Source organism: Kitasatospora sp. NPDC033851 (genome assembly GCF_055576085.1).
In genome coordinates, this window is the sequence record NZ_JBVIRL010000012.1 from 108,208 (window position 1) to 121,247 (window position 13,040).

Below are 13,040 nucleotides of genomic sequence, written 5' to 3' on the forward strand. Positions count from 1 at the left end.
GGTGTTCTTGAAGTGGCGGGTGAAGTGCGACTGGTCGTAGAAGCCGGTGGTCGCCGCGACGAGTCCCGGCGTCATGCCCTCCAGCAGCAGGCCGCGTGCCGTGTCCACCCTTCGGCCCGTCAGGTACTGATGCGGGGCCACGCCGAACTCCTTGGTGAAGGCGCGGACCAGCTGGGTGGGGTGGGACTGCAGCAGGTCGGAGGCCTCCGCCAGGGTGAGGCCTTCGACCAGCCGGGCGTCGAGCAGGTCGCGCAGCCGCCCGGCGACGCCCGGGGCGGCCGGCGGACGGGCATCACGCAGCGTTCCCGCGAGGTGTCCGTGCAGGCGTTCGACGATGAAGCCCAGTCGGCTCTCGGCCTCCAGCGGGTCGTCGGTCCCGTTCAGGGCGGTGTGCAGCAGGTGGATCCGTTGCCGCAGCACCGGGTCCGAGATGACGGGCTGGTCCGCGGCCGCCCCGATGAGTTCATGGCTCAGCAGGGTCGGGTCCAGATAGAGCACCCGTTTCCGGAATCCGTCCGGGGAGACCGAATCGCCGTTGTGCGCGACCTGCGGCGGGAGGATCGTGACGAGGTGATCCAGGGCGCCGTATTCATGACGGTCCACGTCGAAACGGACGATTCCGTCGTCGACGATGAGGAGTGTCCATGCGTCGTGCGTGTGCATGGGGTAGACGTGGTTCGTTATGCGCGCGTGGAAGACTTCTCGGATGCCGCCTACGGAAGGCCGCCAGGCGGCGATCTCCGGTTTACTCGCAGGTTTGCGCGATGATTTACGGAGAGCTTTACTCGTCGTGAGCATGATCGATCTTATCAGGAATGCGGTTTCCCGCGTGATGGAATTTGACGCTGCGTGATGGGCGGGAAGCCCGGGTAATCCGTGTTTCCCGTCACAGGCCGCGCACGTAGCCGCCGTCACAACGCATCGCGGTGCCGGTGACGTAGGAGGCCTGCGCGCTGCACAGGAAGGCGGCGGTCGCGCCGAACTCCTCGGGCCGCCCGTAGCGACCTGCCGGAATGGCCTCGACCGAGGACCGCCGCACGTCCGCCAGGCTGCGGCCGGCGCGCTCGGCGTTGGCGGCGTCGATCGCCGCGGTGCGCTCGGTCTCGATCCGGCCGGGCAGCAGGAGGTTCACCGTCACCCCGTCCGCGGCGACCTCGGCGGCCAGGGTCTTGAGGTAGCCGGCCAGCGCCGCGCGACCCAGGTTGGAGAGCGCCAGGTTGGGGATCGGAGCGGCGATCCCGCTGGATCCGACCGCCAGGATGCGGCCCCAGCCGCGTTCCCGCATGGCCGGCAGCGCCAGCGTGACCAGGGCCAACTGCGGGCGCAGCGTGACGTCCAGCGCGGCGTCCACCTCGGCCGGGTCGAGGCCGCTCGCCGGACCGGGTTTGGGCCCGGGCCCGTTGAGGACGAGCAGGTCGGGCGGGCCGAAAGCCGCGATCGTCGCCGCCATCAGCCGGGCCGGGCCGTCCTCGGCCAGGAGGTCCGCCTCGACTCCGACGGCGTCGGGCAACTCGGCGGCGATCTGCCGGGCGCGCTCCCCGCGCCGTCCGCAGACCACCGTCCGGGCGCCCTCCGCGGCCAGCGCCCGGGCGATCGCCTCCCCCAGGCCGCCGGTGGACGAGCACACGAGCGCGGTGCGCCCCGAAATTCCCAGATCCATGGGTGATTCCAACCATCTGCTAGCGGTGTGTCACGGAGTTCGAAGAGTGCGCGGAGTTCGCGGAGTTCGCAGAGTTTTGACAGGCGGGAATCCCGAAGAGGCAGGAATCCCGCAGGGTCAGGAATGCGCCTGGCCCTCGGCCACGTCGTAGAGGCCCGGTCCGTCCAGCCAGCGCAGCGTGCCGAGGTCGCGCAGGAGCACCTCGTCCACCTCGTGGGCGAGTGAGACCGCCAGCGGGTAGGTGGAGTCGTCCACGGTGGGGCTGATCGGGTCGCCGGGGTGGACCGCCAGGTGCAGTTCGCGGAAGCTCTCCAGGGCCCTGATGTCGTCCAGCCCCCGGTAGCCGCGCAGGACGCCCCGCACCGGTGACACCAGGCCGGCCCAGGCGACGGACCGGCTCAGCCGGTAGTCCTCCTGGTGGCGCGCCAGGAAGCGGTCGGGTTCGGCGAACGCGTCGACCGTCCAGCTGATCTGGGACTCGCCGGTGGCGAGGTGGGTGCGGCCGGGCAGGTCGAGTCCCGCGATCCGGGCGCCGACCTCGATCACGCACGGGCCCTGCGGGGTCAGCTTGATCTCCACGTGGGCCGGGCCGTTCGCGATGCCCAGGGCGTCCAGGACCCGCAGGCCGTAGTCGACCACCGGCTCCTGCACCTCGCCCCGGCGGGGCAGCAGCTGGCAGGCGACCGCCAGGTCGCGCTTGCCGTTGGCGCTGATCCGGTGCGTCTTCCAGATGTCGCAGACATGGTGGTGGCCGTCCCGGCTGACCGTGTTCAGCAGGTACTCGGCGCCGACCAGGTACTCCTGGGCGACCACGCCGTCGCCGGGCTCGGAGAAGATGTTCTCGCGGCCGGCGAGGGTGCGGTAGGCCCGCACCGACTCCTCGGGGGTGTCGCACCAGAACACGCCGTCGTTGGCGGCGCTGCGCAGCGGCTTGAGGATCGCCCGCCCGCCCGACCGCTCGTGCCAGGAGCGCAGTTGCTCCTCGGAGCGGACCAGGATCTGCTCCGCTCCGCGCAGCCCGCAGGCCTTGATCCGCTCGACCATGGCGTACTTGTCGCGGCGGGCCGGGCTGAGCGCCGTCCCGTTCGTCGGGATCGGGCGGTCGCGGGCGAGCCGCTCGCTCAGCGCGTCGGCGAGTTCCACCCCCAGCTCGCCGCCGGGCAGCACGGCCAGCGGTTCGAAGGGCGCCAGCCGTGCCGCGGTCGCCTCGACGTCCCCGGTGTGCACGAAGTCGGCGAGATACGGATTCGAATCCGGCTTCCCGGCGTAGAGCCGGGGGACTTCGACAGTGCTCTGTACCCTGACCGGTTCTATTCCGCGCTCGAGGAAGGCGGTCGCGAGACGGCGGGACAGGGCGTAGGTGTCGACGAGAATCACACGCCGGGTAGTCAATTGACCGAGCCTCTCTGGCAGCTGGCGATTCGCCTTGGGGATGCAAGCACAGGAGTGACGACCTGTCAACATTCGGTCAACGAGGGCGGATGGCCATCTCGGGTGTTGAGATGTCCCTTCAAAAGCACGTGGTCGGCTTGTACGGTGAGGACGAAGGGACCGCACGTCCGGAACAGCCCTGCCGATGCTCTCGCGGGGCAATACGGCATTCTCGCCGAGTTTCCGGGCCATCCGTTGCGGTGTCCGGTCGGGGGATCGGGGGTATCGAAATCATCACCCAGGCAAGGACTTTCGTTTTACGTCACTTCCGTGGGCTGCCACGGGGATTCTGGGTGGTGTTCGCCGGCCAGCTCGTGAACCGGATCGGCAGTATGGCGGTCCCGTTCCTGGTGCTCTATCTGGGCGATCAGGGCCTGTCCGCGTCGGACGCCGGGACGGTGCTGGCGGCCGTCGGGCTGGGCGGCCTGGTCTCGCAGCCGCTCGGCGGCGTGCTGGCCGACCGGTTCGGCCCCCGGGTGGCCGTGGTCTGCGGGCTCGCGGCCAGTTCGGCGAGCATCGTCGGCCTCGGCCTCGCGCACGGCCTGCCGGCGCTTCTCGCGGCCGCCGTCCTGGTCGGGGTGGTGGCCGACGTCTACCGTCCGGCCGCGGCCGCGCTGGTGGCGGTCCTGGTGCCCGCGCAGTCCCAGCCGCGTGCCTACGGACTGATCTACTGGGCGGTCAACCTGGGGGTGGGTCTCGCCGGGCTGCTGGCGGGCCTGCTGGCCCGGTACGGCTACGGGCTGTTGTTCCTCGCCCAGGCCGCCTCCTCCGCCGCTTTCGCGGTGCTGGTGGCCCTGTTGCTGCCGAAGGGGCCGGCGGCGGCCCTGCCGCGTGCCGTCGCCCGGAAGCACCCCGTCGGGCTGTTCCGGGACCGGCTGCTGCTCGCACTGATCGCGCTCAACGTCGTCAGCGGCCTGATCAACGCGCAGGTCACCGTCGGGCTGCCGCTCGCGATCAAGGACAGCGGCGAGTCCTCCGCCGTCTACGGCGCGGTCTTCCTGGTCAGCGGCGTCCTGATCGGCGTGCTCCAACCGCCGCTGGCCGGCTGGTTGGAACGGTTCGACCGGATCGCGGTGCTCGCGGTGTCCTGGGCCGTCTTCGGACTGGGCATCGCGGCCACCGGTCTGGTGCACACCGCGGCCGGGTACCTGGCCACCGTCGTGGTCTGGACCATCGGCGAGATCGGGGCGGCCGGCTTCGTCGGCTCGATCATCGCGGACCTGGCCCCCACGCACGCCCAGGGCCGCTACCAGGCGGCCTTCGGCTGGTCCGACGTGGCCGCCCAGCTGCTCGGCCCGCCGGCCGGCGCCTATCTCTACGGTTCGGTCGCGCCGTGGGCGCTGTGGTGGTCCTGCGCGCTGCTCGCGCTGGCCGGCGCGGCCGGCGGACTCGCCCTGGTCGGGCCGTTCCGCCGTCGGACCGCGCCCGCCGCCCCCATCCACGTTCTGGAGAACGCACTGTGACGCAACCTCGGCAGGCGTGCGGAACGCTCCCGCACCCCCCGCCCGACGACGACCTGCTGGAGCTCTACCGGCGGATGCGGGTGCTCCGCCGGATGGACGAAGTGCTCGCCGAGCTGGTGGCCGAGCGGCTCGTCACCGGGCCGATGCACCTGGGCATCGGCCAGGAGGCGGCCGGCATCGGCGCCACCGCCGCGCTGCGGCCGGGCGACCTGACCACCGCCACGCACCGCCCGCACGCCCAGTACGTCGGTCTCGGCCTGCCGCTGGGCCGCACCTTCGCGGAGATGATGGGCCGGGCCGACGGCCAGTGCGGCGGCCGGGCCGGGCACATGCTGATCGCCGACGCCGAGCACGGACTGCTCGGCCCCTCCGGCATCGTCGGGCACTCGCTGCTCCTGGCGGTCGGCCACGGCCTGGCCCAGAAGCGGGCCGGCCGGGGCGCCGTCACGCTCTGCGTGACCGGCGACGGCGCGGTCAACTCCGGTGCGTTCAACGAGGCGTTGAACATGGCGGCGCTGTGGCGGCTACCGGTCGTCGTGCTGGTCGAGAACAACGGCTACGGCCTGAGCGTCCGCCTCGACCGGCACTCGCGCCAGACCGAGCTGTACCGGCGGGCGGCCGGCTACGGCATCCCCGGGTACGCGGTGGACGGCAACGACGTGGAGGCGGTGCACCGGGTGGTCGCGGACGCCGTCGAGGCGGCCCGGCAGGGACGGGGACCGGCGCTGGTGGAGGCCGTCACCTTCCGCAGGTCCGGCTTCTCCAGCTCCGACCGCGGCGGCTACCGCGACCCGGACGAGGGGACCGGGGCCACCGACCCCCTGGAGCTGGCGGCCGGCCGGCTGCGGGAGCGCGGCGTCCCGTCCGAGCGACTGGCCGAGGTGGACCGGGCGGCGGTGGCGGAGATCGCCGAGGCGGTGGCGTTCGCCAGGGCGAGCCCGTGGCCCGACCCCGACCAGCTCTTCGCGTACGCGTCCAGGTGGGACCAAGGAGCACTGCGGTGACCGGTACGACCACGAGCGCGACCACGGCCGGTTCGCCGGCCACGACCACGTCGCCGGCCACGACCAGGATGACGTACGCGGGGGCGTTGAACGACGCGCTGCGCCGGGAGATGGCCGCCGACGACCGGGTGGTCGTGCTGGGCGAGGACGTCGCCCACTACGGGGGCATCTTCTCCGTGACCCGGGGACTGCTGGAGGAGTTCGGCGCCGACCGGGTCCTGGACACCCCGATCTCCGAGAACGGCATCGTCGGCGCCGCGATGGGCATGGCGATGAGCGGACTGCGGCCGGTGGTCGAGATCATGTACACCGACTTCCTGTGCCTGGCGCTGGACAGCATCGCCAACGGCGTGGCCGCCCTCCCGTTCGCCTACAACGACCAGGTGCGCATGCCGGTCGTGGTGCGCACCCAGGGCGGCGCCGGGATCAACGCCGGCCCGCAGCACTCGAAGTCGCTGGAGGCGTGGACCGCCCATCTGCCCGGGCTCCACACCGTGCTGCCCGCGAGCCCGGCCGACGCCAAGGGCCTGCTCACCGCGGCGCTGCGCTCGGACGAGTCGGTGATCCTGGTCGAGCACAAGCTGCTCTACGCGACCGAGGGCGAGGTCCCGACCGGGTCGCACCTGGTGCCGCTGGGTACCGCCGAGGTGGTGCGCCCCGGAAGCGACGTCACGGTGCTCGCGCTGTCCCGGATGGTGCCCGAGGCCCTCGTGGCGGCGGGCCGGCTGGCCGAACAGGGCCTGGACTGCGAGGTGGTGGACGTGCGCTCGCTGCGACCGCTGGACGTGGCCACGCTGGCGGCCTCCGCGCGCCGGACCGGACGGGTGGTGGTCGCGGCCGAGGCCTGGGTCCGGTACGGGCCTTCGGCGGAGATCGCCGCGGCGGTGACCGAGCACGCCTTCGAGGAACTGCGCGCCCCCGTGGTGCGGTTGGGGTCGCTCGGCGTGCCCTACCCGGCTAGCCCGGCGCTGGAGCCGAGTGTCCTGCCGGACTCCGCGGCGATCGTGCGCGCGGTGGAGGACCTCGTCAAGCGGACAGGCTGAGCCGACGAAACCCACGAGCCGACCCAGGAAACACGAGCGGAAAGAGGGGCGCGGGGATGCGCTTTCAGGACAGGTCCGTCCTGGTGACGGGCGGCGGTACCGGGATCGGCCGGGCCGTCGCCGTCGCCTTCGCGGCGGCCGGAGCCCGGGTGACGGTCGCCGGGCGGAGGCCCGGGGCACTGGCCGAGACGGTCTCCGTGATCGAGGCGGCCGGCGGACGGGCGTTCGCCGTGCCGGCCGACGTCACCCGGGAGTCCGACGTCGCCGCACTGGTCGAGGAGGTGGTCGCCCGCGACGGCCGGTTGGACATCGCCTGCAACAGTGCGGGCGTCCCCGGATCGGGGCGGCAGTTGCACGAGTTCGACCTGGAGGACTGGCGTCGGATCACCGACACCAACCTGCAGGGCGTCTGGCTGTCCATGAAGTACGAGATCCAGGCCATGCTCCGGCAGGACGGCGGCGGCGCGGTGGTGAACGTCGCCTCGATCGCCGGCCTGGTCGGCTACCTCAACGCGGCCCCGTACACCGCGGCGAAGCACGGTGTGGTGGGCCTCACCCGCAACAGCGCCATCGACTACGGCCCCCGGGGCATCCGGGTCAACGCGGTCTGCCCCGGGCCGGTGCTGACCCCGATGCTGGAACAGGCCCGCCGCGACCGCGGCCCGAGCGCCGACGAGTTCTACCTGGGCAACATCCCCCTGGGCAGGCTGTGCCGCCCCGAGGAGGTCGCCGCCGCCGTCCTCTGGCTCGCCTCGGACGAGGCCTCCTACATCACCGGCCAGGCACTGGGCGTGGACGGCGGCTGGACCGCGCAGTGACCCGCCGGGCCGGACGGTGGTGGGCCCGCTGCCCTCCCCGTCGGTCCGGCGCTCGCTCCGCGTTCCGGTCCGACCGCTTCACCCGGGCGCGTGCTCAACTCCGGTGGTTCGTCTACCGAAGACCCTGGGGTGGGGGCGGCATCGGACGGCCGTGCCCCGTCCGTGCGAGCAGAGGAGAGCGCGTTGAGCGACGACATCGCCTATGCCAGGATCCATCCCGCGATCGGCATCGCCCGGGTCGGCAACAGCACTCGGGACGACGGCTGGTTCCTCGGCCCGGAGGTGCCGGACCCGCCGGCCGAGCAGCCCGGCTTCTCCAAGGACGACCAGGGCGCGATCAAGCGGCAGGCCGCCCGCTTCCGGATCTACGGCTACGGCGCGGACGGCAGGGTCGTCCGCGAGCTGACGGTCGACGACCCGCGGGTGCGCATCGAGTGGGCGGTGCACGTCGCCAACAAGAAGGCCGCCTGGTACGAGTTCAGCCTCCCGCTCGACATCCCCGACATGAAGGACCAGCCCGAGCCCCGGCGCAACGCGGCCGTCAAGGACCGGGCGAGCCTGGTCATCGACCCCGGCCGCAAGACCCTGGTCGCGGGCAGCAAGCAGGAGGTGGAGTTCACCGGCGGCTCCTTCCTCGGGGCGCCCGTCCCGCTCGGCCGGATGCACTGCGATCCGGACGGCCGGCTGGTCGTGCTCGGCGGCGTCGGCACGTCCCGCAACCCCGAAGGCGGCGAGCTCGTCTCGTACGGCAACAACGACGGCTGGTGCGACGACACCTCCGACGGCCCGGTCACCGCGACCGTGACCATCGACGGCACCGCGCTGCGCGTCGACCCGGCCTGGGTCGTCGTCGCCCCGCCGAACTACGCACCCGACGTCAAGACCGTGCGCACCCTCCACGACCTGCTGTACGACCTCTTCGTCACCGAGGGGACGCTGGCGCCGCCCAAGACCGTCAACTTCGAGCGGGACGTCAAACCGATCCTGCAGCGGTTCTGCGAACTCCAGTGGGTGAACAAGGGGTTCGCCGCCCACTTCGGCTTCGGCGGCCCCCAGGACTTCCTCGCCCCCGACCACCTCGCCAGGCTCGCCGACCCCTCGCCCACGCACGAGGAACTGCGCCGCCAGGTCTACACCGCGCTGCGCGACCCCAAGCGGGACGGCATCTCCCCGATGCCCTGGCCGTGGATCTACGGCGACGGCATGAAGAGCATCCCCACCTCCGTCCTGCAGTACATGACCGTCTCCCCGACCCAGGACGCGATCCTCCTCGCCTGGATGAAGGGCGAGTTCACCACCACGCCGTGGCCGGGCTTCCCCCGGCGCCCGGAGGACGCGCCCGTCGCCGACCAGCCCGCCCTGCTGGACCGCGCCGCCCTCGACTTCTGCCTCGCCGACGCCTTCCACCCCGGCTGCGAGGTCACCTGGCCGATCCGGCACCCCACCATGTACGGCGAACCGCTGCGCATCCGCCACCGCGCCGAGGGCACCGCCGAACCGGACTACGGCGACAAGCTCAGCCAGGCCCGGGCGCTCGGTCCGGACGGTCCCCTGCACGAGCAGGGCCCCGGCGACCTGACCCGCTGGATGGCCGTCCCCTGGCAGACCGACACCGCCAGCTGCCGCTCGGGGTACGAAGCCGCCAAGCAGCTCGGCCCCCGCTACGACCCCTACCTGCCCACCTTCTGGCCGGCCCGGGTGCCCAACCACGTCCTCAAGGAGAGCGACTACCGGATCGTCAACAAGGAGATCACCCGGGTCGAGGAGGACGGCCGCGAGGCGGCGTTCGCCAAGCGCGCGTCCTGGCTGCGCGGACTCCAGGGCGACTACAAGCAGCAGCTCAAGCAGGCCGTCGCCGAGTGGTACCACTTCGGCATCGTCGAGGTCCGCCCGTACACCGTCGGCGACGGCCGTTTCCCGGAGCGGATGCAGGTCGAATCCGTACCCGGCTTCCCGCTCGAAGGCGTCTCCGACACCCGCAACCTGAGCGCCATCCACGTCCCCGCCGCGACCGCCGCCCACGACAGCCTGAGCATGCAGGCGGCGGGCGAGGTCCTCGCGCTCACCGGGCTCTCGGCCGAGGAGGTCACCATCGGGTACTTCGACAAGCTCGACCCCTTCGGCGAGGAGGCCGGCGCGCCGACCGAGGGCGCGCCGACCGAGGGCGGCGCGTGACGTCGGACCACGATGTCGCGGTGGTGGGCGGCGGACCGGCCGGTGCGGCCGCCGCCCTCGCCCTGGCCGCCCGGGGGCGCAGGGTGCTGCTCGCCCACGCCCCCGGCGGCCCGCCACCGGTCGGCGAGGCGCTGCCGGCGGTCGCCCGGATGCTGCTGCGCGACCTCGGCGTGGCCGACACCGTCCCCGGCACCGGGCACCTGCCCTGCTACGGCAACCGGTCCGCCTGGGGGGCCCAGGACATCGGGACCGTCGACAGCATCAACGACCCGTACGGCCCCGGCTGGCACCTGGACCGCGCACTCTTCGACCGGCGGCTGCGCGCGGCGGCCCGCGCGGTGGGGGTGGACGTCCGCGAGGCGGTGGTGCGCCCCGACGCCCGTCACCAGGACGGCTCGTGGGCCCTCACCCTGGCCGGCCGGACGGTCCGCTGCCGGCACCTCGTCGACGCCACCGGCCGGCGCGCCGCCATCGCCACCACCCACGGCGCCCGACGCGTCCGCGGCGACCGGCTCGTGGCGCTGTACCTCACCCTCGACGCCCGCGACACCGCGGACGCCACCACGCTCGTCGAGGCCGCGCCCGACGGCTGGTGGTACAGCGCGCTGCTGCCCGGCGGCCGGCTGCTGGTCGCCTTCTTCACCGACGCCGACCTGCCCGCCGCCCGCCCGGACAGCCGGTCCTTCGGGCTGCGCCTGGCCGCCACCGGCCCCACCGCGGCCCGTACCGCCGCCCACCGCACGCTCCCCGCACCCGCCAGGGCGCCCGCCCACACCGTCCGCCTGGACCGCGTCCACGGCGACGGCTGGACCGCCGTCGGCGACGCCGCGGCCGCCTTCGACCCGCTGTCCTCCCAGGGCATCCTGACGGCCCTGTACACCGGTCAGGCCGCCGGAGCCGCCGTGCACGGCCACCTCGACGGCGACCCGCACGCGCTGGATGGCTACACCGATGTCGTCACGGCCGTCACCGCCGCCTACCGGCGCCACCACGCGGCCTACTACGCCCTCGAACAGCGGTGGCCGGACAGCCCGTTCTGGCAGCGGCGCCAATCGGGAGCCGCTCCTCGCGTGGCGGTGCAGGTATACCCCAAGTAAGTGAAAACAAAAGGAAGTTGCGATTTCGATCGCGTTGGCCTTGCATGTGCATGGCGTCCAGGCTCGCGGTAAGGCTGTTGTCTGATTCGACGACCTCCTCCGCCGGGAGAAGGAACCGACGGCGGCCCACCCGGCCTGACGGCCCGACGGCCGGCCCGCCCGGCTCAGGGGCGGGCCGGCCGGGCGCCCACGACGAACCACCGGGCCGGGAGGTCGATCCGGTGGCCGTCGGGGGCGGACTCCGTGGTGATCAGCGGCAGGTCGCCGACGGCGAGCACGGCGAGGCCGGCCGTGTCGAGGAGCTCGGTGAGGGCCGTGTCGGCGACCTCGGCAGGGGCGAGGCCGTGGGCGAAGACCGGGCGCAGCTTCGGTGGCGGCCCGGCCGGGTGGTGGGCGAGGTCGGCCAGGACCTGCTTGGCCGCCTCGGCGAGCTCGACGAGGAAGGCCCGGCCGCGTGCGCCGACCAGCGTGGCGACGGCGTCGGCGACCAGGCGGCGGTCGGCCGGTTCGCTCTGGTGGATCACACCGCGCAGATAGACGTTGGCGTCGCCGAGGCGGTCGTGGAGCGCCCGGACGGCCTCGGCGTCGGTGGCGTCCAGCGCCGCGAACTCGGCCCGCGTCGCCGGATCCCGGCGCCGGGCCAGGTCGAGGGCGGCGGCGGACAGGTCGACCCCGAGGACGCGGTCGAAGTGGCCGGCCAGGAAGCGGGTCTGGGTGCCGTTGCCGCAGCCCAGGTCGACCACGGGCAGCCCCGGGTCGGTGACGTAGGGGGCGAACAGCGCGAGGTGGGGTTCCGCCGTGAGGGCCGGCTCCGCGTCCCAGATCACCGAGCCCGGCTCCTCGGGCGCACCGCGCCAGAAGCCCTCCCAGGCGTCCCGGTACCGACTCGTCACGCTCATGGCCGGGGACCTCCTGGTGTCACACACAGTGTCGGGACCGTGTCTATCGGTCCCGGGCCCGGGCGGCAAGCACCGGTCGGCGCAACACGGCCTCCCGGCGCAAAGCCGGCCCCCGGCGTCACACGGGCTCAGGCCCCGGCCCCGGCCCTGGCCTGGCGCAGCAGGTACGTTCCGGACACGGCGGCCAGGGCGGCCATGCAGGCGGCGAAGACCAGGCCGGCATGCGCCAGGCCGACCGGCCCGGTGAGCAGGCCCACGCCGATGACCGGGATCGAGATGCCGAAGTAGGCGACCACGAACAGCGCCGACAGGGCCCCGCCGCGGTGCTCGGCGGGGCTCGCCGCGGCGACCTCGCCGACGGCGCCGCGCAGGCCCATGCCCTGGCCCGCGCCGCCGACCAGGGCGCTGAGCACCAGCGGCGGGAGGGTGGTCCAGGCGAGGGAGACGGCCAGCAGGGCGAGCCCGACGATGAGCACCAGGCAGCCCAGCGGGATCGCCCGGGCCGTGCCGAGACGGGGCACCAGGAGCTGGCCCAGGGTGGAGGCGAAGAAGGCCGTGAAGACGATCAGGCCGACGACCGCGTGGTTGTGGATGCCCAGGCCGGCGGCGAGGAAGGCCGGGCTGACCGAGGTGAAGACGCCCAGCAGGGAGAAGCCCGCGAACGCGGCGAGCCCGGCCGGGACGAACACCCGGCGGACCTCCGGCGGCAGGGACGGCCGGTTGGGCCGGGCGGTGCGCAGCGGGCGGGCCCCGGCGACCGTCTCCGGCAGGAACAGGGTGAGGACGAACGACGTGGCGAGCAGCACCAGGTGCACGACGAACGGCAGGACCAGCGGGTCGGGCGCGTACTCGGCGAGCACGCCGGACAGCAGCGATCCGCAGCCGAGGCCGCCCATGTTGGCGGCGGTCGCGGCGAAGCCCGCGCGGGCAGTCCGCCCGGGCGGGGCGAGCTCCAGCACGTACGCGGTGCCGGTGCCGGTGAACAGGCCCGCCGAGAAGCCGGACAGCAGCCGGCCCAGGAGCAGCAGCGGCACGCTGTCCGCCGCCAGGAAGACGACGGCGCTGCAGGCCGCGAACCCGAGTCCGAAGAGCAGGACGACGCGGCGCCCGATGGTGTCGGAGACGTTGCCGACCAGCAGCAGGACGCCGATGACGCCGAAGGCGTACACGGCGAACACGACCGTCACCGTCAGCTCGGAGAAGCCGATCTCGTCCTGGTACAGCCCGTAGAGCGGGGTGGGCAGTGTGGTGCCCGCCATGCAGACGGCGAAGGCGGCGGCGGCCACGAGGTAGCCGAAGCGGCCCGCGGCAGGCCGGGCGGTCCGACGATCGGTCATTCGCCCACGATAGGCACGCCGCCCGGCCGGGCCCGCGCGGTGCGGGGGCGCGCTGCGCCGAATGGCCGCCGCCCGCCGCCCCGCCGGCGTCGGTGGCGGTGGCGGCGGGGCGG

10 protein-coding genes and 1 pseudogene are annotated in these 13,040 nt (G+C 73.4%); 6 read left to right on the top strand and 5 right to left on the bottom strand.

Annotated elements, in window-relative coordinates; genetic code table 11:
• Nucleotides 1–30: 30 nt before the first annotated feature.
• The 3 genes and pseudogenes from ACZ51D_RS23145 to ACZ51D_RS23155 all read right to left on the bottom strand — a co-directional run.
• Nucleotides 31–798: pseudogene (locus ACZ51D_RS23145) on the bottom strand (AraC family transcriptional regulator); the annotation flags it as partial.
• A gap of 88 nt (nucleotides 799–886) precedes the next feature.
• Nucleotides 887–1,660 carry an SDR family oxidoreductase gene (locus tag ACZ51D_RS23150; protein ID WP_465617967.1) on the bottom strand — a complete coding sequence of 258 codons (774 nt, stop codon included), beginning with the start codon at nucleotides 1,658–1,660 and terminating at the stop codon, nucleotides 887–889.
• 117 nt (nucleotides 1,661–1,777) lie between these two features.
• The gene (locus ACZ51D_RS23155) at nucleotides 1,778–3,052 is read right to left on the bottom strand and encodes an ATP-grasp domain-containing protein (protein WP_465617969.1); all 1,275 of its coding nucleotides are present in this window, start codon (nucleotides 3,050–3,052) and stop codon (nucleotides 1,778–1,780) included.
• A gap of 332 nt (nucleotides 3,053–3,384) precedes the next feature.
• Here ACZ51D_RS23155 and ACZ51D_RS23160 point away from each other — a divergent pair, with 332 nt between their 5' ends.
• The 6 genes from ACZ51D_RS23160 to ACZ51D_RS23185 all read left to right on the top strand — a co-directional run bounded on the left by ACZ51D_RS23160 (nucleotide 3,385) and on the right by ACZ51D_RS23185 (nucleotide 10,691).
• Nucleotides 3,385–4,554, top strand: coding sequence for an MFS transporter (locus tag ACZ51D_RS23160; protein ID WP_465663424.1), 1,170 nt, complete (start codon nucleotides 3,385–3,387; stop codon nucleotides 4,552–4,554).
• Entirely contained in the window at nucleotides 4,551–5,558 is a 1,008-nt protein-coding gene (locus ACZ51D_RS23165) for a thiamine pyrophosphate-dependent dehydrogenase E1 component subunit alpha (RefSeq protein WP_465663425.1), read from the top strand. Before ACZ51D_RS23160 ends, ACZ51D_RS23165 begins: the two co-directional genes overlap by 4 nt.
• The gene (locus ACZ51D_RS23170) at nucleotides 5,555–6,601 is read left to right on the top strand and encodes an alpha-ketoacid dehydrogenase subunit beta (RefSeq protein ID WP_465663426.1); all 1,047 of its coding nucleotides are present in this window, start codon (nucleotides 5,555–5,557) and stop codon (nucleotides 6,599–6,601) included. The genes ACZ51D_RS23165 and ACZ51D_RS23170 overlap by 4 nt, the downstream gene beginning before the upstream one ends.
• A gap of 56 nt (nucleotides 6,602–6,657) precedes the next feature.
• Nucleotides 6,658–7,419 carry an SDR family NAD(P)-dependent oxidoreductase gene (locus ACZ51D_RS23175; protein ID WP_465617974.1) on the top strand — a complete coding sequence of 254 codons (762 nt, stop codon included), beginning with the start codon at nucleotides 6,658–6,660 and terminating at the stop codon, nucleotides 7,417–7,419.
• Nucleotides 7,420–7,602: 183 nt separating this feature from the next.
• On the top strand, nucleotides 7,603–9,594 hold the full coding sequence (locus ACZ51D_RS23180; protein WP_465663427.1) for a LodA/GoxA family CTQ-dependent oxidase: 1,992 nt from the start codon (nucleotides 7,603–7,605) through the stop codon (nucleotides 9,592–9,594).
• The gene (locus tag ACZ51D_RS23185) at nucleotides 9,591–10,691 is read left to right on the top strand and encodes a tryptophan 7-halogenase (RefSeq protein ID WP_465617978.1); all 1,101 of its coding nucleotides are present in this window, start codon (nucleotides 9,591–9,593) and stop codon (nucleotides 10,689–10,691) included. Before ACZ51D_RS23180 ends, ACZ51D_RS23185 begins: the two co-directional genes overlap by 4 nt.
• Nucleotides 10,692–10,855: 164 nt before the next feature.
• Here ACZ51D_RS23185 and ACZ51D_RS23190 read toward each other — a convergent pair whose 3' ends face one another.
• Nucleotides 10,856–11,590 carry a class I SAM-dependent methyltransferase gene (locus ACZ51D_RS23190; protein ID WP_465663428.1) on the bottom strand — a complete coding sequence of 245 codons (735 nt, stop codon included), beginning with the start codon at nucleotides 11,588–11,590 and terminating at the stop codon, nucleotides 10,856–10,858.
• A 128-nt stretch (nucleotides 11,591–11,718) separates the two neighbouring features.
• Nucleotides 11,719–12,927 (bottom strand): MFS transporter, encoded by a 1,209-nt coding sequence (locus ACZ51D_RS23195; protein ID WP_465617982.1) that lies wholly within the window; start codon nucleotides 12,925–12,927, stop codon nucleotides 11,719–11,721.
• Between the last annotated feature and the right edge of the window lie 113 nt (nucleotides 12,928–13,040).